This window comes from Candidatus Nitrosopumilus sp. SW (genome assembly GCF_006740685.1).
GTDB lineage: Archaea > Thermoproteota > Nitrososphaeria > Nitrososphaerales > Nitrosopumilaceae > Nitrosopumilus.
Genome location: NZ_CP035425.1, coordinates 430932 through 451439 on the forward strand (window position 1 = coordinate 430932; position 20508 = coordinate 451439).

General features: G+C 35.6%; 25 protein-coding genes and 1 tRNA gene. 6 read left to right on the plus strand and 20 right to left on the minus strand.

What is annotated here, in order from left to right; genetic code table 11:
• Positions 1-3 precede the first annotated feature (3 nt).
• Positions 4-723 carry a nucleotidyltransferase family protein gene (locus Nisw_RS02695; RefSeq protein ID WP_141976295.1) on the plus strand — a complete coding sequence of 240 codons (720 nt, stop codon included), beginning with the start codon at positions 4-6 and terminating at the stop codon, positions 721-723.
• On the opposite strand, the gene leuD (Nisw_RS02700) is transcribed toward Nisw_RS02695, so the two are convergent.
• Genes leuD (Nisw_RS02700) through Nisw_RS02715 form a run of 4 tightly spaced genes read right to left on the minus strand, consistent with a single transcriptional unit; the run spans position 701 to position 4461 of the window.
• Entirely contained in the window at positions 701-1285 is a 585-nt protein-coding gene (gene leuD, locus Nisw_RS02700) for a 3-isopropylmalate dehydratase small subunit (protein ID WP_141976297.1), read from the minus strand. The genes Nisw_RS02695 and leuD (Nisw_RS02700) overlap by 23 nt on opposite strands.
• Position 1286: 1 nt before the next feature.
• Positions 1287-2702: a 3-isopropylmalate dehydratase large subunit gene (leuC, locus tag Nisw_RS02705; protein ID WP_141976299.1), complete on the minus strand. Its 1416-nt coding sequence runs from the start codon at positions 2700-2702 to the stop codon at positions 1287-1289.
• 8 nt (positions 2703-2710) lie between these two features.
• Positions 2711-3193, minus strand: a complete 483-nt coding sequence (leuD, locus tag Nisw_RS02710) for a 3-isopropylmalate dehydratase small subunit (protein WP_141976301.1) — start codon at positions 3191-3193, stop codon at positions 2711-2713.
• Positions 3190-4461, minus strand: a complete 1272-nt coding sequence (locus tag Nisw_RS02715; RefSeq protein ID WP_141976303.1) for a 3-isopropylmalate dehydratase large subunit — start codon at positions 4459-4461, stop codon at positions 3190-3192. Before Nisw_RS02715 ends, leuD (Nisw_RS02710) begins: the two co-directional genes overlap by 4 nt.
• Positions 4462-4534: 73 nt before the next feature.
• On the opposite strand from Nisw_RS02715, the gene Nisw_RS02720 reads away from it, so the two are divergent.
• Positions 4535-5314: a coenzyme F420-0:L-glutamate ligase gene (locus tag Nisw_RS02720; RefSeq protein ID WP_141976305.1), complete on the plus strand. Its 780-nt coding sequence runs from the start codon at positions 4535-4537 to the stop codon at positions 5312-5314.
• Between the two features lie 42 nt (positions 5315-5356).
• Entirely contained in the window at positions 5357-5911 is a 555-nt protein-coding gene (locus Nisw_RS02725) for a hypothetical protein (RefSeq protein WP_141976307.1), read from the plus strand.
• A gap of 1 nt (position 5912) precedes the next feature.
• Here the strand turns inward: Nisw_RS02725 and Nisw_RS02730 are convergent, their stop codons facing one another.
• Positions 5913-6242 (minus strand): hypothetical protein, encoded by a 330-nt coding sequence (locus Nisw_RS02730; protein WP_141976309.1) that lies wholly within the window; start codon positions 6240-6242, stop codon positions 5913-5915.
• Positions 6243-6344: 102 nt separating this feature from the next.
• Here Nisw_RS02730 and Nisw_RS02735 point away from each other — a divergent pair, with 102 nt between their 5' ends.
• Entirely contained in the window at positions 6345-6878 is a 534-nt protein-coding gene (locus tag Nisw_RS02735) for a hypothetical protein (RefSeq protein ID WP_141976311.1), read from the plus strand.
• On the opposite strand, the gene Nisw_RS02740 is transcribed toward Nisw_RS02735, so the two are convergent.
• The 4 genes from Nisw_RS02740 to Nisw_RS09085 are packed head-to-tail and all read right to left on the minus strand — an operon-like array spanning position 6871 to position 10418.
• Positions 6871-7311 (minus strand): hypothetical protein, encoded by a 441-nt coding sequence (locus Nisw_RS02740; RefSeq protein ID WP_141976313.1) that lies wholly within the window; start codon positions 7309-7311, stop codon positions 6871-6873. The two genes, Nisw_RS02735 and Nisw_RS02740, sit on opposite strands and share 8 nt — an antisense overlap.
• Positions 7312-7360: 49 nt before the next feature.
• A complete protein-coding gene (locus tag Nisw_RS02745) occupies positions 7361-8323 on the minus strand; it encodes a 2-oxoacid:ferredoxin oxidoreductase subunit beta (RefSeq protein ID WP_141976315.1) in 963 nt (320 codons plus the stop codon).
• Positions 8313-10223, minus strand: a complete 1911-nt coding sequence (locus tag Nisw_RS02750; protein WP_141976317.1) for a 2-oxoacid:ferredoxin oxidoreductase subunit alpha — start codon at positions 10221-10223, stop codon at positions 8313-8315. Before Nisw_RS02750 ends, Nisw_RS02745 begins: the two co-directional genes overlap by 11 nt.
• Positions 10224-10271: 48 nt before the next feature.
• A complete protein-coding gene (locus tag Nisw_RS09085; protein WP_182126628.1) occupies positions 10272-10418 on the minus strand; it encodes a hypothetical protein in 147 nt (48 codons plus the stop codon).
• A 51-nt stretch (positions 10419-10469) separates the two neighbouring features.
• On the opposite strand from Nisw_RS09085, the gene Nisw_RS02755 reads away from it, so the two are divergent.
• Entirely contained in the window at positions 10470-11438 is a 969-nt protein-coding gene (locus tag Nisw_RS02755) for a D-glycerate dehydrogenase (RefSeq protein ID WP_141976319.1), read from the plus strand.
• A gap of 177 nt (positions 11439-11615) precedes the next feature.
• Here the strand turns inward: Nisw_RS02755 and Nisw_RS02760 are convergent, their stop codons facing one another.
• Together Nisw_RS02760 and Nisw_RS02765 are read right to left on the minus strand one after the other, a co-directional pair.
• Positions 11616-12002, minus strand: a complete 387-nt coding sequence (locus Nisw_RS02760; RefSeq protein ID WP_141976321.1) for a ChuX/HutX family heme-like substrate-binding protein — start codon at positions 12000-12002, stop codon at positions 11616-11618.
• A 26-nt stretch (positions 12003-12028) separates the two neighbouring features.
• Positions 12029-12310, minus strand: a complete 282-nt coding sequence (locus tag Nisw_RS02765; RefSeq protein ID WP_141976323.1) for a hypothetical protein — start codon at positions 12308-12310, stop codon at positions 12029-12031.
• A gap of 88 nt (positions 12311-12398) precedes the next feature.
• Here Nisw_RS02765 and Nisw_RS02770 point away from each other — a divergent pair, with 88 nt between their 5' ends.
• Positions 12399-13712, plus strand: a complete 1314-nt coding sequence (locus Nisw_RS02770) for an NAD(P)/FAD-dependent oxidoreductase (protein WP_141976325.1) — start codon at positions 12399-12401, stop codon at positions 13710-13712.
• A gap of 275 nt (positions 13713-13987) precedes the next feature.
• On the opposite strand, the gene Nisw_RS02775 is transcribed toward Nisw_RS02770, so the two are convergent.
• From Nisw_RS02775 to Nisw_RS02815, 9 genes are all read right to left on the minus strand, one after another.
• Positions 13988-15220, minus strand: a complete 1233-nt coding sequence (locus Nisw_RS02775; RefSeq protein ID WP_141976326.1) for a S8 family serine peptidase — start codon at positions 15218-15220, stop codon at positions 13988-13990.
• 53 nt (positions 15221-15273) lie between these two features.
• Positions 15274-15374, minus strand: a tRNA-Ser gene (locus tag Nisw_RS02780).
• Between the two features lie 51 nt (positions 15375-15425).
• Positions 15426-15872, minus strand: a complete 447-nt coding sequence (locus Nisw_RS02785) for a hypothetical protein (RefSeq protein WP_141976328.1) — start codon at positions 15870-15872, stop codon at positions 15426-15428.
• 3 nt (positions 15873-15875) lie between these two features.
• Entirely contained in the window at positions 15876-16874 is a 999-nt protein-coding gene (locus Nisw_RS02790; protein ID WP_141976330.1) for an RNA-guided pseudouridylation complex pseudouridine synthase subunit Cbf5, read from the minus strand.
• Positions 16871-17431, minus strand: a complete 561-nt coding sequence (gene cmk, locus Nisw_RS02795; protein WP_141976332.1) for a (d)CMP kinase — start codon at positions 17429-17431, stop codon at positions 16871-16873. The genes Nisw_RS02790 and cmk overlap by 4 nt, the downstream gene beginning before the upstream one ends.
• A complete protein-coding gene (locus Nisw_RS02800; RefSeq protein ID WP_141976334.1) occupies positions 17428-18051 on the minus strand; it encodes an EMC3/TMCO1 family protein in 624 nt (207 codons plus the stop codon). Before Nisw_RS02800 ends, cmk begins: the two co-directional genes overlap by 4 nt.
• 3 nt (positions 18052-18054) lie before the next feature.
• Positions 18055-18633 (minus strand): adenylate kinase, encoded by a 579-nt coding sequence (locus Nisw_RS02805; RefSeq protein ID WP_141976336.1) that lies wholly within the window; start codon positions 18631-18633, stop codon positions 18055-18057.
• Positions 18620-20050 (minus strand): preprotein translocase subunit SecY, encoded by a 1431-nt coding sequence (gene secY, locus Nisw_RS02810; RefSeq protein WP_141976338.1) that lies wholly within the window; start codon positions 20048-20050, stop codon positions 18620-18622. Before secY ends, Nisw_RS02805 begins: the two co-directional genes overlap by 14 nt.
• A complete protein-coding gene (locus tag Nisw_RS02815; RefSeq protein ID WP_141976340.1) occupies positions 20043-20507 on the minus strand; it encodes an uL15 family ribosomal protein in 465 nt (154 codons plus the stop codon). Before Nisw_RS02815 ends, secY begins: the two co-directional genes overlap by 8 nt.
• Position 20508: the final 1 nt, after the last annotated feature.

The window sequence follows — 20508 nt, forward strand, 5'->3', positions numbered from 1 at the left end:
ACTGTGAAGGCAATAATTTTAGCCGGTGGCAAAGGCACACGAGGCAAGCCATATACAGAATTCTTTCCAAAAGCAATGACTCCAATTTATGGAAAGCCAGTCATCGACTATGTGATAAGATATCTTCAAAAATTCAATTTCATAAAAGAGATTATTATAATTTCGGACTTTGACGGTCTTGGTGGACAAATCAAAAACTATTATGAAAGTCAAAAAAACATCTCCTTTGTTCAAGACTCACAAAGTGGAACTGGTGGCGATTTGTTACACATTGAGAAAAAACTCAAAGGTGAATCTGAATTTGTATTATGGTTTGTAGATAATTTATGTGCAATAGATCTCAAAAAGATGAAAGAGACATTTGTAAAAAAGAAGAGTTCTGCATGTATTGCAACTAGAACAAAAAGAAAAGAGGAAACAGGATTTGCAATAGTAAAAGATGGAATCATCACCGAATTCAAAGAAAAGCCAGTAATGAAATTACAATTATCTGAATGCTTAGGAATCTATATGCTTGGAAAAGATATTATTCAAAAAATCAAGGCAAAGAAAAAACAAAAAGAGATCAATCTATCATATGATATATTACAACAACTATCAAAAGAAGGAAAGATTAGTGCTTTTGATATTGGCGATAAAGAATGGCTGGATGCAGAATCACCTTCACACTTAGAGAGAAATCAAAAAACTGTAAAAAAGATCATAAAACAGATGGGACTGTAGACTGTTTTTCAAATTCAGAAATCTTATCTTCAAATTGATATGTTTGTGCAATGTCATCTAGTCCTTCTAAGAGAATTTTCTTTTTATGAGAATCAATATCAAAATGTATCTCTTCAGAAGAAGTTTTGATTATTTGATTTTCTAAATCGACCTCTATTGGATTTGGTTCTTGTTGTAGTTTTTCTACAAGAGGTTGTTCCAAAGAAATTGGCAAAATTCCATTTTTGAAGCAATTACTAAAGAAAATATCAGCAAATGAAGGTGCAATAATTACTGAAAAACCATAGTCTTGTAGTGCCCAAACTGCATGTTCCCTGCTTGAGCCACATCCAAAATTGTCCCCTGCAACGAGTATTTTTGAATTATTATACTTGGAGTCATTTAATACAAAATCGGATTTTGGTTTTTCGTTTTCATCATATCTCCAATTAAAGAACAAAAACTTTCCAAAGCCAGATTTTTGTACTAGTTTTAGAAATTGTTTTGGTACAATTTGGTCAGTATCCACATTAACTTTGTCAAGGGGAGTAACAATGCTTGTTGTTTTTTTAAATGGTTCCATACTAATCCAAATCCATTTTTCTTACATCAACAAAATGTCCTTTTATTGCAGCAGCTGCTGCCATTACAGGACTAACTAAATGAGTTCTTCCACCAGTTCCTTGTCTACCTTCAAAGTTTCTGTTCGAAGTACTTGCACACCGTTCCCCAGGAGATAAAATATCAGGATTCATTCCAAGACACATGCTACATCCAGCTTCTCTCCATTCAAAATTAGCATCAGTAAAAATTTTATCAAGACCCATATCTTCAGCTTGTCTTTTTACCATTTGTGAACCAGGGACTACCATTGCACGAACATTTGGAGAAACTTTCTGTCCTTTGACTACTTTGGATGCTTCGATTAAATCTTCTAGTCTTGCATTTGTACAAGAACCAATGAATACTCTATCAATTTTTATTTCTTCAATTGGTGTTCCAGGTTTAAGATCCATGTAGTCAAGTGCTTTTTCTGCACCTTTCTTTTGGTTAGAGTCACCCTTTGAAAATTCATCAGGGGTAGGAATTGTTTCAGTTACATCACAAGTCATTCCAGGATTTGTCCCCCAACTAACTTGAGGTGCAATATCATCAATATGTAATGTGAACTGCTTTTCAAATTTAGCATCATCATCAGTTTTTAGATTTTCCTTCCAATATGTTACAAGAGATTCATAGTTTTTTGGGGTGTATTGTCTGCCTCGGAGATACTCGTAGGTCTTCTCATCAGGTGCAATTAATCCAGCACGGGCACCAGCCTCAATTGACATGTTACATATTGTCATTCGCTGCTCCATTGAAAGGTCTTCAATACCCTCACCACGATACTCGATTACTGTTCCAGTTCCACCGCCAGTCCCGATATTTTTGATTATAGACAACACAATATCTTTAGCAGTTACTGCATGAGGATTCTTTCTCTTTCCTTCCACTCTAATTTCAAAGGGTTTTGGTTTTTCTAGCCACAAAGTTTGAGATGCCAGGACATGTTCTACCTCACTTGTGCCAATTCCAAATGCAAGGGCACCAAATGCACCATGAGTTGACGTATGACTATCTCCACAAACAATTGTAGAACCAGGTAAAGTGATTCCCAATTGAGGGCCAATGACATGAACTATACCCTGGTTGGGACTGTTAATATCAAATAGTTTTATTCCAAAATCTTGACAGTTTTTTTCTAATGTTTGAATTTGAATAGATGATGTTTGGTCTAAAATTGGAAGGCCTCTATCGGTTGTAGGAACATTATGATCCATTGTAGCAATGGTAAGATCGGGTCTTCGTACCTTTCTGTTATTCATTCTAAGACCATCAAATGCTTGTGGAGAAGTTACTTCATGGACGAGATGTCTATCAATGTAAATTAATGAAGGGCCAGATTCTTTTCCAACTACCACATGAGCATCCCAAATTTTTTCAAAAAGTGTTTTTCCCATTTTAAATCCTATGGCTTGTAATTAAAAAGTCCACCAGCTTCAATTATTTTTCCAATAATTTCAGAGAAAGGTTTCATCTTGTATGTTTGGTTTTTTGTCAAATTCTTAATTTCGTTTTTACTGATATCAATATCAAGTTCATCTCCTTCAGAGATTCCATTGTATGCATCCTCTTCAATTTCAATGGGTAACAAAAATGCACCATCAACAGAATTTCTATAAAAGATTCTTGCAAAAGATAATGCCAATACAGCTTTGATTCCAGAATGAGATAGTGCAATTGGGGCATGTTCTCGTGATGAACCACATCCAAAATTCTTTCCAGATAAAATAAAATCACCTTCCTTTACTTTTGAATGAAAATCAGGGTCTAGTCCCTCCATTGCATGTGTTGCAAGTTCAGCATAATCATGAACCTTAAGATATTGACCAGGAATAATCACATCAGTGTCGATGTTATCTCTTTCATATTTTATGACATTTCCCTTCATTGTAAATCCCTCGGATCAGTAATTTTACCAGTAACTGCAGAAGCTGCTGCAACCATAGGAGATGCAAGATATGTTTCAGATTCAACATGGCCCATCCTACCAGGAAAATTTCTGTTGGTAGTGCTTATGCAGATTTCGTTTTTTGCCAGTACTCCCATATGGGCACCACAGCAGGCACCACATGTTGGAGGGCCTACGGTCACTCCAGCATCTAAGAAAATTGTAAGTAATCCATTTTCCATAGCACGTTTGTAAATTGAGATGGATGCTGGAAGAATTTCTGTTCTGATCTTTACTGTCTTTCCTTTGAGTATTTTTGCTGCAGCCTCCAAGTCTTCATATTTTGCTCCAGTACAAGAACCGATGTAGGATTTGTCTAGTTCTACGGATGGAGCTTCTCGTACCACTGCAATATTTTCAGGAGAAAATGGTTTTGCAACAAGAGGTTCCATCTCAGATGCTTCGTATTCGTATACATTTGCATATTGTGCATCGTCATCGCCTTTGAATACTTGGGCGTTTGTTGCACCTCTACTTGAAAGATAATCTACAACTTTTTGATCAGCTTCAACAATTCCATTCTTTGCTCCAGCTTCAGTAGTCATGTTACAAAGTGTCAATCTACTTTCAACTGACATATCATCAATTCCAGAACCACCAAACTGCATTGTTCTATAATTACCACCATCAGTTCCAATATCACCAATAATCTTCAAGATTACATCTTTTGCCATCACATGATCTGGGAGTTTTCCATTTAGTTTGAAATAATCTGTTTCTGGAACCTTAAACCAGATTTGTCCGTTAAGTAAAACATATGCAATATCGGTATGTCCCAATCCACATGCAAAAGCACCAAGTGCACCAGTAGTATTTGTATGCGAATCACCGCCAACATATACATCACCAGGCATTACCATTGCCTCTTCATGAGATAATGTGTGACAAATCCCATACTGACCCATTCCATATTTGAAATGCTTTTCAATTCCATAGTTTTTTGTAAAATTTGATAATTTTACAATATTTTCAGCAGATACTTTTTCAGCAGAAGGGACAAAGTGATCTTCTGCTACCCATACCTTTGAGGGATCCCAGAGTTTACTAACATCAACACCTTTGTTTTTTAATTTGTCAAATACCTTAAGAACTCCAGGTCCTGAAACATCATGAACCATTACTTTGTCGACCTTTGCAAAAACTACATCATCAGGTGCAACTTGTGATTTTCCTGATGCGCGAGCAAGAATCTTCTCTACAATGTTCATGATCAAAAACCACCTTTTTAGAGATTAAAAGCTTTTCAGAACAATAAAAAAGAAAAAGAACACACAAGGTATTGTGCAATTAACGGTTTTACCACTTTTAGCAGACAGAATGAATGAGAAATTTGATGTTTTTGAGGTATTTCTCAAAACATTAGAAAAAAACAAGGAAAAATTACAACATGGAGATGTTTTAGTAATTTCAACAAAATACATCTCAAATTCTCAAGGAAGAATTGTAGATCTTAAAAATATCCAAATTTCAAATGAAGGACTAGATATCTCAAGAAAATACCAACTAAAACCAGAAATTGCCGAAGTTGTAATTAGAGAATCAGATAAAATTTTTGGTGGTATTGGAGGATTCATTATTACATCATCAGATAACATTATGGCACCTAATGCAGGAATTGACAAATCTAATGCAAAAAAAGGTAAAGTGATTCTTTATCCAGAAAACCCATACTTGGTAGCAGAGCAACTCCGAAGGAAAATATTTTTGAGAATGTCAATACATGTTGGGATTATTTTAGTCGATAGTAGATTGATGCCTGCAAGAATTGGAACATCTGGTGTTGCAATTGCTTGTGCAGGTATTGAACCAGTGTTAGATATGAGGTCAAAGAAAGATCTGGATGGCAATCCACTTAAAGTGACATTTCAGGCAGTTGTAGACAACTTGGCAACAATTGCAAATCACAAAATGGGTGAAGGTGCAGAATTAAAACCATTTGCAATAGTTAGAAATTCTGGTGCAACCCTCACAGATAGAAAAATAAATTCATCAGAGATGGCAATAGACCCAGATCAATGTGTATATGTTAGAGGCCTATCAAATCCACCAAAAAATCGGTAATGTTGTTCTGCTTTAAATAGAGGTATTTTGTCCACCAAAATATTGGAATATCGTACAACATATCCAAAGACAGTATCATTTCTTGATGGATTAAAACACAAGATCGATGTTGACAGTAAAGAAGGTGTAGAACAACTTCATGTTGTTGTAAAGAAGAGCTTTGATGAAATGATGAAGATTTTCACTAACGAGGGATTTACCAAAGTAAAATTTGAACACAAACAACCTGACCAAATAGGAAACGGTCTTAATTTGAAACTAAAGAAACCATGGGAGATGCATGTAAGGATGGTAGACCTCAAAAAAGGATTAATTGGAATTCATGCAGAAGTAGAAGTATCAAGAGATTATCTTCAGCACTTGTTTTCCCAAAGAACTCCAGTTGTTTATGAAGTAGAAGAGATTCTAAAAAAATATCAAGTTGAATATAGTATTTGGCATGATAAAATTAAGAAAAATGTTCATGCAATTGTAGATAATTATAAAGTAAAACTTGCAACTCCGGCAATTCCAGTATTTGCATGGAAGCCAATGTTATTTGTCATTGGAACTGTTGCAGCATTTTATGGTTGGAAATATTTTAACACAATACTTTAGGTTAAACCCCAAGAGATTCAGCTTTACTTAGTTCTAGAAAGACCTTATCTCCAACAGATAGACCCATGTCTTTGTATTCATGCATCTCTAGTTTTAGTTGAGTAATGCCGCCTTGCATTCCCATTCCTCCGCCCATTCCAGAAAGCATCTTGTTGAGGTCTTTCATCATATCATTCATGTTTGAAAATCCCATAACTTTTGGACTACCAAAAGGAGATTGAGGATTCTGGGTTCCTTCTTTAAGATCTTTTACAGAAGACAAGGATACGATGACATATGGTGCACCATCAGGGGCAGCATCAATACTTCTTACTACATACTCTTTTTTCATATCTAAAGTGACTGACGCTCCATCTAATTTTAATTTTGAGGTCAATTTCTTCTAGTTTTGAGATGTTGAAGCTTTAATTACAATTTTTGAGACTAAAAATTATTGACTGAAAGTCTTACAACTACATTACGATACTATGGGATTTCACCGTGGGAGATAGAAGTATTGTATGGATTTCTAAATTCTCATTTTACCATTAATCAAGAAGAGATTGAAGCAGATGATGAAGATTTTGTGAGTTTCTTAGATGTAAATATACCACTTACATTCAATGATGCGTTCTTTGAGTGGTTTGATTTCAAGCGTTGGGAAAAGGTAAAGGCAGTATTCAAAGAGATGAAGAGAAGACGAGGTAGCGGAAATGCATTAAAGATTGTAATTAATTTCTCAGGTATTCCAAAGATTGGATTTACAATTGACACAGAAGATAAACAATGGTTTGATAACGCGGTAGAAAAAATTGATTCGGTGTTGGAATTATTGCCATATCATCTTGATCCACAAAAAATTCCAGCTGAAATAACGGAAGTACATTACAAATTTGATTCAAAATCAGTCAGATGGAGATTAAACACTGCATCATCACCGCAGAAACAATTTTCGTTTAAAGGGGATGTTTGGAAAGAAGTTATCTAAGATCTTTTTGTATTGGTTCTAGTAATCCATGTAATTCCTTGTATTTTGATTCTAAAAATTCTAAAGCATTTTCAAGTTTTTTTGATTTTCCATATTTGTAGCGGATTAATTCACGATGATGCCAGTATGACTTTCCATCTTCAACTGAAAGTGTTGTAAAATAATCAGTACCTTTTAGATTATCAGGCAGCTTGATGTCATGTGGAAATAACATATCGACAATAAACCATTCATCACCATCAGGGTAGTCAGCACCAGTTTCTACATCAAAGAAGATGTGTAACAAATCAGATTGCATAAGACCATCATCGTTTATGGCAGGATGTTTTATGGCAGATTTTTTAAAATCTAAATTTACCAGTTGGGGTTCAAAAAATCCCTTGATGATGGATTTTCTAAAGATAGTATTTGCCTCGTTGATATTCAAATGCAAAATACACTTCTACAAAACTTGCCTATAACCTGTTTGGTTTTGAGAAAGATTAGACTTCTAGCGAGTCTAAGATGTGAGAGATATCGGTGTTAGGTAATCCGTTTTTTGTAATATTTTGTTTTGCAGGTGGGTTTTCCAAGTAATTTGGAATTTTGTCTCTTAATCTAACCGTATAAGGAGTAATGATTTCATTTTTGTAAAATACACCAATTGGAATCTTGTTTCCCCATTCAAGAGATTTGATTAAGGCCTGTGTGAGTCTTTCATTGACTTCTGCTTCTTCATTATAATGTACAACAGGGTCATATCCGTGTTCTTCAAGTTTGTAAATTCTTGAATGTCTTTTTTGTGCTTCATCCATCAAATCAGATCCAGCATACCAATCTCTGGTGTTAAGGTCATTGTAAGTTGGACAGGGTTGTAAAACATCCAAAAATGAAAGGCCTTTGTGATTTACTGCTTGAATAATTAAATCTTTGAGGTGTCTGACATCATAAGAGTAACCTCTTGCAACAAAGGTAAATCCACTTGCAACTGCCAATCCAATTGGGTTAACATTGTAATTTGTGTTTGGGGACGGAAGAGATTTTGTTTGTTCTCCAAGTTTTAGTGTAGGAGATGCCTGTCCCTTTGTTAATCCATAAACTCCATTATCAAAAATAATGTATGTCATGTTTACATTACGTCTTCCTGCTGCAACAAAATGACCTGCACCAATTCCAAGACCATCACCATCACCTCCAACTGCAACTATAGTCATCTCAGGATTTGCAATTTTAGCACCCTGTGCAAATGTCAATACTCTTCCATGCAGAGTATGAACACCGTATGTATTGATGTAGTGGGATGTTTTACCCGAACAACCAATTCCAGAAAATATTGCAGTCTTGTCTCTTTCTACCCCTATTTCAGCTAATGCCATCTGAATGGCATTAACTATTCCAAAATCACCGCAGCCTGGACACCAGTCATTATGAACATCAGTCTTGAAATCAGCCATCTTAAGCGCCATGCATCAAAACCTCCCTTTTGTCTGCTTTGTGTTCAATAATTTTCTTAAGTGAATCATAAATTTCAGTACTAGTCATTGCTCTTCCGGTGTATTTTAAGATAGAATAGTCAATGTTTCTTTGCACATTTTGTTTGAACAATTTTCCTAGTTGTGCAGAGTGATTTGCTTCAACATCAATGATTGTCTTTGCATCTTTTAGTAGAGATGAAACATACTCACTAGGAAATGGATGTAATAGTTTTAGTTGTACAAATCCAATAGAGATTCCTTCTTTTTTGAGCATTTCGATTGCGTCAATAATCGGTCCCTTTGCAGACCCCCATGAGATTACAGTGTATTCTTCAATACCAAAGGATACAGCCTTTTCCACATCTGGAATTTCTTTTAGAATCAAGTCAAGACGAGACATTCTTTTGTCCATCATATTTGCACGCAAAATTGGATCTTCTGTGATGTGTCCTTTTTCATCAGATTCATCACCAGTATTCCAAAATATTCCGTTATCAATCCCCAACCTAGAACGAGGAGAAACACCATCATCAGTAAATGCAAATCTCTCATATCCATTTTCAACTTTGTCTAAGAGTTTTCCACGATTAATTGTGATTTTAGACGGATCAAATCGATTACATGTCACAACAGAACTTGCAATGAATTTATCCATTAAATGAATAACTGGAACCTGAAATACGTCAGCATAATTGAAAACATTTCCAGTATCATAGAAACTCTCTTCAACATCACCTGAAGCATAGACAATTTTTGGAAAATCACCATGTCCTGCAAAAACTGAAAATAGCAAATCATCTTGTCCGTGTCGGGTTGGCAAACCAGTTGAAGGTCCACTTCTTTGATAATTTGTAATTACTACAGGCACCTCATTTATGCCTGCCCAGCCTAACATTTCAGTCATCAAGGCAAATCCAGGTCCAGAAGTACAGGTTGCAGAACGTGTTCCAGTCAATGCACTGCCTATAGCCATACCCATGGCACAAATCTCATCTTCAGTTTGGATTACTGCGGTAGAACCAGGGCGGTCATCAATTATTTCCAGTATTTCATTGGATTCTAAAAATACAGATTCATCTGAAGCGGGGGTAATTGGATAATAGGGTTGCATTCTACAACCACATGCCATCTTTCCCAATGCAGTTCCTTGGAATCCTTGAACCAAAAGAGTTCCCGGTTCTTTTTGAGTTCCAGTTAAAGTGTGATTGAATTCATCAAACTTTGCAGTAGCATAATTATAAGAATAGTTTGCAGTTTGTTGATTAATTTTTGCAATCTCTTGTTTCTTGGAGAAAATTGTTCCAATTGTTTTTTGCAAAGAATCAGGAGGCATCTTAACTAATCCTAATGACAAAGAAACACCAATTACATTGAACATTCGAATTAATCCCTTTAGACGAGGATTTTCAGTTTCTTCTGCTAGTGCTTCAAGAATTGCTTTAAAGGATACTGGGTATAGTTTCACACCATTTTCTTTTGCAATTTCTAAAACACCTGCAATTGAGAATGGTTTATTCTTTGATTCAAGTTTTTTATGGAGTCGTTCTCTAAATGGTGCATCAAGTGTATGGACTTTGTCAGTAGTAGTATCCTCAAGAGCAGAGTCATAGATTATTCCACCGCCAGAGATTACTTCATCATAATGACGAAAAATAGTTTCAGCGTCAAAGGATGCCATCAAGGTTACATCATTTATGTTTGAATGTATTTTTTGATCAGATATTCTTACTGTAAAGTAGCTGTGTTCACCTTTAATATTAGAATAGAATTCTCTTTTCCCAAATACTTGATATCCCATCTCAGCACATACTCTTGAGAATATGTTTGCGCCAGACTCAACTCCACTGCCTTGAGGACCTCCAATAAGCCATGTAAAATCAGTAGAACTCATAGCATATCACCTATGAAACGAATAGTAATAGTCAGTTTTACCAAATTCTCATCCTCCAGTTGCTGCATCAAATAATGCACATTTGCATTCATCTCGCTCTCCACAATAAGGACAGACACAAACACATTTTTCAATAGAATTTCCACATTCGACACAAATTGCAAATTCTTCTTCCTCTTTTGCTTCAGAAGACATAAAGAATTTAGAAAGAAATCGTATAAATGGTTTGAGATAAATCTCACATTTATGAGAAAGAAAGTGTTTCTGACAAGAACACTTCATGATTTTGCTTTAAAGGAGTTAAAGAAAAAATATCAAATCGAAGTTAATCATGGAAAAATTCCAATTCCTCAAACAAAATTACGATCAAAAATTAAAGATGTTGATGGATTGATCTGTTTTCCATATGATATAATCAACAAAGAAACAATTGATTTGGCAAAAAATCTCAAGGTCATTAGTACCTATAGTGTAGGTTTTGATCATATCGATACAAAATATGCAAAAGAAAAAAAGATCAGAGTAGGATATACTCCAGAGGTTTTGACTGATGCAACAGCAGATTTAGCTTTTTCGTTATTACTTGATTCATTAAGAAGGGTTTCAGAGGGAGACAGAATAATTCGCAGCGGTAAATGGAAAGTAATCTACGGCGCACATGATTATGTAGGATTAGATCTACAAGGAAAGACACTTGGGATTTTGGGGTTAGGAAGAATTGGAAAAACACTTGCAAAAAGAGCCAAAGCATTTGATATGAATATAATTTATCATAACAGAAATCAGATACCAAAATCTAAAGAAAAATCTCTAGGTGTAAAATACGTCTCATTTGAGAGATTAATCTCACAAAGCGATGTGATTTCTATTCATGTTCCACACACAAAAGAAACAGACAAGATGTTTAACATTAAAGTATTTAGAAAAATGAAAAGTACATCATTTTTGATCAATACCTCAAGAGGTAAAGTAGTCAATGAAAAAGACCTTGTAATTGCATTAAAGAAAAAGATCATTGCAGGGGCAGGATTAGATGTGTTTGAGCAAGAACCAATAAGCCAAAATCATCATCTTGCAAAATTTCAAAACGTAGTGTTGGCGCCACATATAGGCAGTTCAACTAAAGAGACGCGTTCCAAGATGGCTGAAATTACCGTAAAAAATCTCAATCTAGGAATGAATGGAAAAAAACCGATCTATTCAGTAGGATACTGAATTTCACGCCCAAGTTACCATCAAAAGAAATGTGGAGTTTTTATATCTAAAAGGTAGATAATAATCAGATTGAAAAAATTCAAACATACAAACGAAGAATTAGAATTAGCTAAACTACAATCTGAAAAAGAAAAGAAGAAGAAATCTCAAGAATAATATTTTTTCTCCTTGTCTTTTTCAGACAAGGTTTTTTTTAAAATTAATTTTAGAAGAAAACTTTTGGTTCATTTGTTCATACAATTTTTTTCTTTCAGGAATCAATGTTTTAGAATCATCATACATTTTTGTAAAAAATGCTGCCAAAACTCTTTGGTTATCTTTATTGTAAAATCTTACACTAAAACTTGTACGTTCTGGTTTTATTTCTTTTATAAATTCTGCATGACTAATCAATTCCGAATCAATATGCATGTGTGCAGGATCATCATTTTCGCCAAGAGTAATCCATTTTTCTTTTTGTTTAATACTAAGAGGGCTTCTAACCTCGCTGGTAACACCCTCACTTTTTACAACAAATAAAACATTCTCAATTTTAACAATGTCAGATAATAACTCAAAAAGCAATATTATCAAAAAGATTAGAAATTATTTCAGTTTTTACTTCGATTCATGTCAATTTGAACAAAATCATCCTCATCACCATGAATACAATCAGTTCCTACTGCTTTTACAGGTGAAAAAGTAATTTTTCCATCATGAATTTTACCTTCTTTTTGTAAAAATCCAATTTTTCCAGACACAATCTGTTTGTGTATACCACAGGTTACGCCAACCATGTACTCATCTTTGCCATCCACAATAGATACAATAAATTCAGGGGGACTGGGGCACTGTTTTCCTTCTTTGCTTACAGAGCACCTATCAGGTAACACGATTTTATTTTAAATTTGATTGGATATTAACCTTGATTGCTACAGACTCCATTTATTATCAACTAGAAAGAAATTAAGTTGAAAATAGTTGAATCATAATTTTGACGTGGTAATTATTGGTGGAGGTATTCTTGGCACATCTTTGTCATATTTTCTCTCATTTCTAAACAAATCAAAAAAAATAGCAGTAATAGAACAAGCACAAAATGTTGCATTTCATACCAGTGGCAGAAACACAGGTAAAATACATGCACCGTATCTCTACAATCCTGAAAAGAAAAAGCTATTTGCAAACGCAGCATTTCATGGATTTGACATGTGGGAGAAATATTCCAAACTACATGACTTGCCGTTTAAAAAAGATGGAGTAATAGAAGTTGCACTAGACAATAAAGGAATCAAAGTTTTAGAAAAATATCTCAAATGGGCAAAACAAAATGGGTTAGAAGAAAATGACATTGAGTTAATGGACAAATCAGAGATTAAAAAAATTGAACCAGAGATAAAATGCGAAGCTGCACTTTATGTTTATAGAGATGGTTCTGCAGATTATTCAAAATATACACAATCATTAATGGAAGACAGTAAAGAAAATGGAACAACATTTCTTTTAGATACCAAAGTTACAGAGACAAAAAAAGAAAATGGAAAATGGAGAATAAAACTAAATCAAGAAGATGAAATTATTACAGAATTTTTAATCAATGCTGCAGGAGGAGAAGCAGTAGACATTGCGCATGATGTTGGAGTTGCAACAAAACTTACTGATGTTCATTTCAGAGGAGAATATTGGAAAGCACCAAAACAATACAACAAACTAACAAAGACTAGCATCTATTCAGTACCAGAATTTCCAGACTATCCATTCTTAGATCCTCATTGGATAATTCGAGTTAATGGAAGTTGTGAGATAGGACCCAATGCCGTTCCTGTTTTTAGCCCATATGGATACAACAGATCTGAAAACATTAAGGAATTTGTTCCAAAGATGTTAGAGATGATAGGTTCAGGTGCAAGAAAGGCAATCTTCGACAAACAATTCCAAGAACTTGCAATGAATGAGATACAATCATCAATGTCAAAGTCAGCAATGGTTGAAAGAGTAAGAAGATTCTTGCCAAAGATTGATCCAGACAAAATTACAGAAAAAGGAACAGCAGGTATTCGTTCTTCTATAATTAATGAGAAAGGAAAGTTCGAGCCAGACGTAATTTTGCTTGATGATTCATCATCATTTCATATTCTAAATTATAATTCTCCAGGAGCAACAGGGGCATTACCATTTGCAGCGTATATTGTAAATCACCTCCACAAATCAGGACTATTTGTAAATGAAACTACTGATGCGCAGTGTGGACCATGGAAATTCTCTGAAATTATTGAAAAAATAGAGAAAAAGTAAGACACCAAGATTTTAAAGATGTGGTAAATCTTTAAACATGTTTTTTTAAAATATCAGTAATTATTTTAGAAAAGCTAACCGTTGTTGCAGTTTTTTTATTTCTGCAGATTGTTTTTCTCTTAATTTTTTGTAAAGTTCATCATCGATAAGCAATGTAACTCTCTTAGACATGTTTTCTTTGCGTGTTTTCCATATTTAATGTACATGTGTTTTTACGGATTTATAGAAGCAGATCAAAATTTAGATTAATTCAGAAAACTAAACTAGTAAATAATCTAACATAGATTACGTTTTTGCTTACCTAAAGAACATTTGGGGTCAGAATTACTATCATCGCCGCCATCACTAGAACCAGGAGAATAATTTATTGCAGCTAATGCATCAACTTTGCCATAACCAGTAGAACTGTCAAAACCAGTAGAACCAATATCAACTGCAGTATTTCTCAGAGCTTCTTGAATTTGCAGAGGAGATAGAGTAGAATCATTTTCAATCATCAATGCAATTACTCCAGATACTACAGGAGTTGAAAAACTAGTACCAGAACCTATACCATATCCGCCACCATTCATTGTAGAATAATCATTTACGCCTAGTGCTACTACATCCACAGAACGACCAGTGCCTGTAAAGTATGCAGGAGAATCAGTTGAGTCAATTGCTCCGACTGTGATAACATCAGAAATACAACCAGGAATTGGAACGCCTAAGCTACCGTCATTTCCAGCAGCAGCAACAACAGTAACACCATTAGAAATTGCATTTTCTACGGCGTTAGTCATTGCAGGATAAGCTCTATCACAGTTTTTGCCTTTGTAGAGATTAGGATACACTGAACCAAGACTCATGCTAATAACATCTGCATCACTGTTTGCAACAACATGATTTATTGCAGCTACAGTATCACTAAGGTATCCACCATTAGGACCGAGAACTTTACCAACCCAAATTTGAGCATTTGGTGCAGAACCTAATCCTGAAGGATCAATAATGCCATCAGAGGTTATTAGACCAGAAACAAATGTTCCATGCCCATGATCATCATCATAACTAGTAGTGTAATCAACAAAGCTTTTTCCACCAACAATAGAAGATGAAAGTTCTGTATGAGTACTATCGATACCAGTATCTAAAACTGCAACGGTAACACCACTTCCAGATAAACCAGTTGTTTGAACATTAGTTGCTTTTATTTGAGCATTAGCAGTAATATCAAGTGCAAAAACTTCAATGTCTTGTTGTAATCCCATTAATCGTCCAATAGAAGGAGGACAATCAAGTGCACTCATTTCTTCAAAAACATACTTTACTGAGCAACCTTTGGATTCATACACTTCAAGTATTGAAGAATCTGTTGTAGGAGTTACAAATCTTCCAATGTTAGGAACATGTTCAGGTAATGCAGATACATTAATTGCAATACCACTAGAAAGTAAAATTGAGAATAGACCAATTACAGCAAAATATTGTAAGGACTTGACCATAGATGTTGCTTCAGAAATATCCATTTAACCTTTACGTAGAAACAATACTACAACATATGATTCAAAAAGATCTAAAATGGCGCCGGGAGGGAGATTTGAACTCCCGTTCCCTTGCGAGAACGCGCTTTATGGTTAACAATTTCCAGGCGCGCGCCCTACCAGGCTAGGCGACCCCGGCACAAGTCTTGCGACAAATCTAGTTTTTAGAATCTGATTATAAATTGTGTTACTACTTCCAAATTGTTATTGTAGTTGAACGTTCTACTTTGTCCCCTACTGGATCAAATCCTTTTGCAGAAATCTTGTAAAGACCTTCCAGGGTGTTATCACCATCATTTTTGATTTGATCCCAAACAAATTCAACTTCATCATTTGGTTTTAGTTCTGATTCTACTTGTGCAGATATTGGAGTATACATCAATATTCCAGAAAGTCCAGTTATTCTCAATCCATATGATGTGTCAGAAAATGTCAATGGAACAGTTCCAGTGTTGATGATTTTAATTTTAATCTCTTCACCCTTCTTAAAATCAAATTTTTCAGTAACAATTGAAATTCCAGAGCCGTCAACGTAAACAAGTTGACTGGTGTTTTTTACATCGATTAGATAAATTCCAAATGTTAATCCTGCAATCACACCAATTCCAATAAAGATAACAAGACTTTTTGAGAGCAATTTTTATTCTTTGGAAGAGGGTTTTGTTCTCCATTTTTTAGGATAAGTGTTTGGAGCCATGATTATTCTCTTGGTTTCAAAGGCATATCCTTTTGCAGCATCTTTAATCTCTTCTTCACTCATTGTAGATTCTGCTAATGCAACTGCTTCTCCTTTCTGAGTGTAAATGCCAACAATGTCACCCTTTTTCAAATTGGGAGAAATTTTCAAAATTCCAGGAATTGCAAGTTGTGCACCATGACACATTGCATCAACTGCAGAGTCACGAATCACCACAGATTTTAATTCACTTAGGGCATTCTCTACAGGTTGAATCATACTCTTTAGTTTAGAATCATCTTTCTTTTCCTCCCACAATGCAAACGCATTTGCAAGTTCATGAAGAGTCACCAATCCATCTGTTTCTCTAAATTGATCAACTCTAGTCCTTCGGAGTTCAATCATGGTTGCACCAGGTCCTAGAATCTCACCTAGATCATAGTATAATTTTCTAATGTATGTTCCAGCCTCACATAATACTCGAGTTAGTAGTAATCTTTCTTTTTGTTCTAGAACTTCAAACTCATAAATTGTTCTTGTTCTTGTTTGTCTCACTACTGCAGAACGTTGTGGAGGTTTTTGGTAAATTTCACCAGTTAGTGATTCTATTACTTCATGTAGTTTTTCTTTTGAGGGGAGAGAATGTACTCTACCTAATGCATGATATTCTTTCGGACCAAAGAGCAACACACCTAATGCTTTAGTTGCCTCACCCAATCCTAAAGGCAATACTCCTGAAACTTGAGGGTCTAGAGTTCCACTGTGTCCAATTTTTGGCAGTTTCAATATTCTTTTTGTCCAAGCTACTGTCTCATGACTTGTAGGTCCAGGAGGTTTGTCTAAAATTATAATTCCATAGTTTAGTAGTTGTTCTATTGTTCTTTTGTCATAGTATGTACCATATGCATCATCAGTGATGTCTTGATCAACTTCAATTAGATTTTCTAGTTGTTTTAGAGTCATAGTAGTTTTCTCACCGTTTCTTTGGCAACATCAATTACTTGTTGTGCTGTAAGGTTGTCAGTATTAATTATAACATCAAAGACAGACTTGTCATCACCAAAATCAAAATCATAGAGTTTCTTGTATAGTGCCTTGTTTTTATCAAATCGTTGTTTTGTGATTTGGTATGCATCCTCAGGGCTCATATCATCTCTTGTTTGCATACGTTTTGTGCTGCTCTCATGAGAACCTTCTAACCATATTCTTATTCCATCTTGTATTAACCAGGGGAGTGTATAGCTGGTAATCACCATACCTCCCTCATTGAATAGTTTAGTTAGTTTTTCATCTAGTTTCTTGTCAAATTCAGAATTTTCTTCTCGTTGATTAAGAAATTTCATTCCATCTTCTGTATCCCACCAATCATCACCTGCTGAATCAAAACCTTGTTCTTGTGCCATCTCTTTTAGAACATCACCACCGCTAAGATATTTTAATGAAAATTCTTCAGCTAGCCCTTTGGCAACAGTTGTCTTTCCTACAGCAGGAGGACCTGAAATTACGATTGATTTTGTCAACTGAGATCCATGGAGGTTTTAGTTAGTTTCATGATAATGCCACTAAATGCAATTGAGGACAAGAAGTACCAAGCCCAGAGGAACAATGCATTTTCTGTAGTACAAACATGTTCAGGATCTGCTGCTTGTTCTGCAGTACATGTTAACTGGAACATATCTCCTGGAATTACATTTAGAGGAATTGGAGATACAGCTACAGTGTAAGCAAATAGTTGTGGCAATACAAGATAAAATATCAAAATCAATGGAACAAATGTAATCATCATTGGTCTCATATTCATCTGCATCATTTCCATAGACATCTTGTTCATGTATGCAGATTTTTTGTTAAGTTCAGCTGCTTTTGCAGTATCTTTTGCCCTCATTGCTGCCATTCTTTCTTTTTGCCATCCACGTGTCTCTTTCATGATTCGTTTTAGTTTTACTTGATCAACCATTTTCTTTCTAACTGCGGCATTGAAGACGTTAAGCAAGATACCAAATCCAGTAACTGCAAACATTGATAGAATTAGTCCTTGAATTATAGGGTCATCACTTCCCAATGCCCCCCTTTCACCTCCAAAGAAATCAAACTGGAGAGGAATTGATTCGATAAATAGTAGAATAAAGTTAAAGTCCATTTTTTACAGTCCTAATGCTTTGATTATCTTTTCTGCTGCTTCATCAACCTTTCCCTCACGATTAAGGATGTATTTTACTGGTGAGCCTGTAATTACTGCACATGCAGAAATCATGCCTGACTGGACATCTAATTCCTTTTTTACATTTGCAAGTGTGATTTTATCTCGGTTTCGAGTATCATCGCTCATTCGTCTACTATAGATTTCCTCAGGTTTTGCAGACACTGAAACAAAGTTTGAGGGTTGGATGATTTTGAGAACATGTTCTGGAAGTCCTGGATAATATCCCTCTGGTGAGCTGATAAATGCATGAGTATCAATAATTACAATTTCCTCATTGTGTGCAGCAATCTTTTCAGCTGCAGTCTTTTGTAGTTCTTGTTGTTTTGAAACAGGTAGTTTTCTTAATTCATCTCTGTCATTAAGACCATTTTCTTTTGCAACTTCAAACATTAGAGTTCCATAACTTACAACGCTAACACTTTTTTGATGATCTTTAATGTGATCTACAATCTTTGCTAGTAAGGTAGTCTTCCCAACTCCAGGGATTCCAACAAGGATGATTTTCTTACTTTCTACCAAGTAAAGCACCCAAACGCGGCATTACAACTTCGACTTGTTCTCTAACTAATTGTGTGTAATAGTTGATGAGAATATCTACCATAAGTAAAATTCCGATACCAGAACCAAATACACCCAAGACATCAGATGCACCTGCCAACAGACCCAGAATAGCTGAGCCAATAATGGTGACTGATGGAATGTACTTGTTCAACAATGCTTCAACTGGTTTGTTTGATCTTCTAAATCCAGGAATCTGTACATCTGCATCAAGTAAGTTCTGAGCTGCACTCTTTGGTGAAAGACCACCAAGTTCTACCCACAACCTACCAAACACAATTACAATTCCAATCATGAATAAGACATAGCCAACTGCACGTCCAGGATCCAGAGCTGCAACATCTAGACCTCTAGGTGGTGTGATGTAATAGATAAGACCACCAATTGGAGTCGACGGACTCGTTGGGTCAAATTGCGCTATGAAATTCATAAAGAAATTATTGTTACGTGGGTTTGCATTTGCCCACAACATCTGGAAAATAAAGACAGCATTTGCAGTAAGTGCAGATGCCAAGATAACTGGAATGTTTGAGACATACATCATCTTAATTGGATACACTGCAGAGAATCCTCTGTATTTTGTAGAAACGATTGGAATCTCAATTTTCATTCCTTGTGTAAATACAAGTATCAACAATACACCGGCTGTCAGACAAAGTCCAAAGATGCTCGGTAATTGGTTTGAACGGAACAGAATGTTTGAGACATCACCTGCCATGATTGATTGTCCAATGTATGGAATGATACCAATAGTTCCTCCATCTCCTGCAGGTAAAGGACTAAACAAACTCCATAGAATTTGTTGAGCAACACCGGCCATAATGAAAAGACTGATTCCACTGCCAAGACCCCATCCTTTCTGAATTAATTCGTCTAAGAACATGATAATAATCGACGCTGCCATCAGCTGCCCAACCATAACATACAGTATAGACGGATCTGATACACCAGGACCATACACTGCTACACCATATACAATAGATTCAGCTACAATCACAACATAAGTTACCATCTTTGTAGCAGTTTGGAAGATACCTCTTTCCTCAGGTTTCTTAAAGTCAAATTTGAGAATATCTGAACCTCTCAACAACTGCATTAAGAGACCAGCTGTAACAATCGGTCCAATACCTAATTCAACAAGTGTACCTTGTTGTGATGCAAAAATTACTCTAGCAAATGCTAGAAAATCAAATTCAGGTGCTGTTGCTCCAAATAATGGTGTCTGTCCCATTACCATGTAGATAAGTAATGCAACTCCACACCAGAGCAATCTAGTTGATAATGGAATCTTCTTTTTTGGTTTTGGAACTTGGGGAAGATATGGTTCTGCTTTGAAAACAGCTTTTCTAATAATAGTAGTAACTGTACCCTCAGCCATCTTCTGTAACTACCTCTTCCCCATCAGATTTTTCCTTTGTAGCAGAGATAACTTCGCCGCCAACTGCTTTTAGTTTCTCTTCTGCAGATGCTGTATACTGTGTGACTTTGACAGAATAAGCGTTTGTTACTTTTCCGCCGCCAAGGAGTTTCTCGTATCCAGCACTTTCAAGGTCTACGATTTTTTTTCCTCCTTCTTCTTTACCGAACTTAGTAAACAAGTCATCAAGATCACGGACGCTAGCCCATTTCTTGGTAATATTTGGGTGAGGTGGTTTAGTTGAATCATGGCCATAATGATCTGGTTCGTCTTTTAGTGTTGTACTCCAATGATGTTTCATCATTCCAGTAACTCCAAGACCACCCTTGTGACCACTTGCACGATGTTGACCTACCTGGCCCCATCCCATGTGGCGTCCTCCCCTAAGTCGTCTTGTTTTTCTTAATCTTGTTGCCATG

What these genes read in the sequence shown, in the direction of transcription:
- leuD (WP_141976297.1), bottom strand. Translation starts at nt 1,285, where the DNA reads ATGGAACCATTTAAAAAAACAACAAGCATTGTTACTCCCCTTGACAAA.
- leuC (WP_141976299.1), bottom strand. Translation starts at nt 2,702, where the DNA reads ATGGGAAAAACACTTTTTGAAAAAATTTGGGATGCTCATGTGGTAGTT.
- leuD (WP_141976301.1), bottom strand. Translation starts at nt 3,193, where the DNA reads ATGAAGGGAAATGTCATAAAATATGAAAGAGATAACATCGACACTGAT.
- Nisw_RS02715 (WP_141976303.1), bottom strand. Translation starts at nt 4,461, where the DNA reads ATGAACATTGTAGAGAAGATTCTTGCTCGCGCATCAGGAAAATCACAA.
- Nisw_RS02730 (WP_141976309.1), bottom strand. Translation starts at nt 6,242, where the DNA reads ATGAAAAAAGAGTATGTAGTAAGAAGTATTGATGCTGCCCCTGATGGT.
- Nisw_RS02745 (WP_141976315.1), bottom strand. Translation starts at nt 8,323, where the DNA reads ATGGCGCTTAAGATGGCTGATTTCAAGACTGATGTTCATAATGACTGG.
- Nisw_RS02750 (WP_141976317.1), bottom strand. Translation starts at nt 10,223, where the DNA reads ATGAGTTCTACTGATTTTACATGGCTTATTGGAGGTCCTCAAGGCAGT.
- Nisw_RS09085 (WP_182126628.1), bottom strand. Translation starts at nt 10,418, where the DNA reads ATGTCTTCTGAAGCAAAAGAGGAAGAAGAATTTGCAATTTGTGTCGAA.
- Nisw_RS02755 (WP_141976319.1), top strand. Translation starts at nt 10,470, where the DNA reads ATGAGAAAGAAAGTGTTTCTGACAAGAACACTTCATGATTTTGCTTTA.
- Nisw_RS02775 (WP_141976326.1), bottom strand. Translation starts at nt 15,220, where the DNA reads ATGGATATTTCTGAAGCAACATCTATGGTCAAGTCCTTACAATATTTT.
- Nisw_RS02790 (WP_141976330.1), bottom strand. Translation starts at nt 16,874, where the DNA reads ATGACTCTAAAACAACTAGAAAATCTAATTGAAGTTGATCAAGACATC.
- Nisw_RS02800 (WP_141976334.1), bottom strand. Translation starts at nt 18,051, where the DNA reads ATGGACTTTAACTTTATTCTACTATTTATCGAATCAATTCCTCTCCAG.
- secY (WP_141976338.1), bottom strand. Translation starts at nt 20,050, where the DNA reads ATGGCTGAGGGTACAGTTACTACTATTATTAGAAAAGCTGTTTTCAAA.
- Nisw_RS02815 (WP_141976340.1), bottom strand. Translation starts at nt 20,507, where the DNA reads ATGGCAACAAGATTAAGAAAAACAAGACGACTTAGGGGAGGACGCCAC.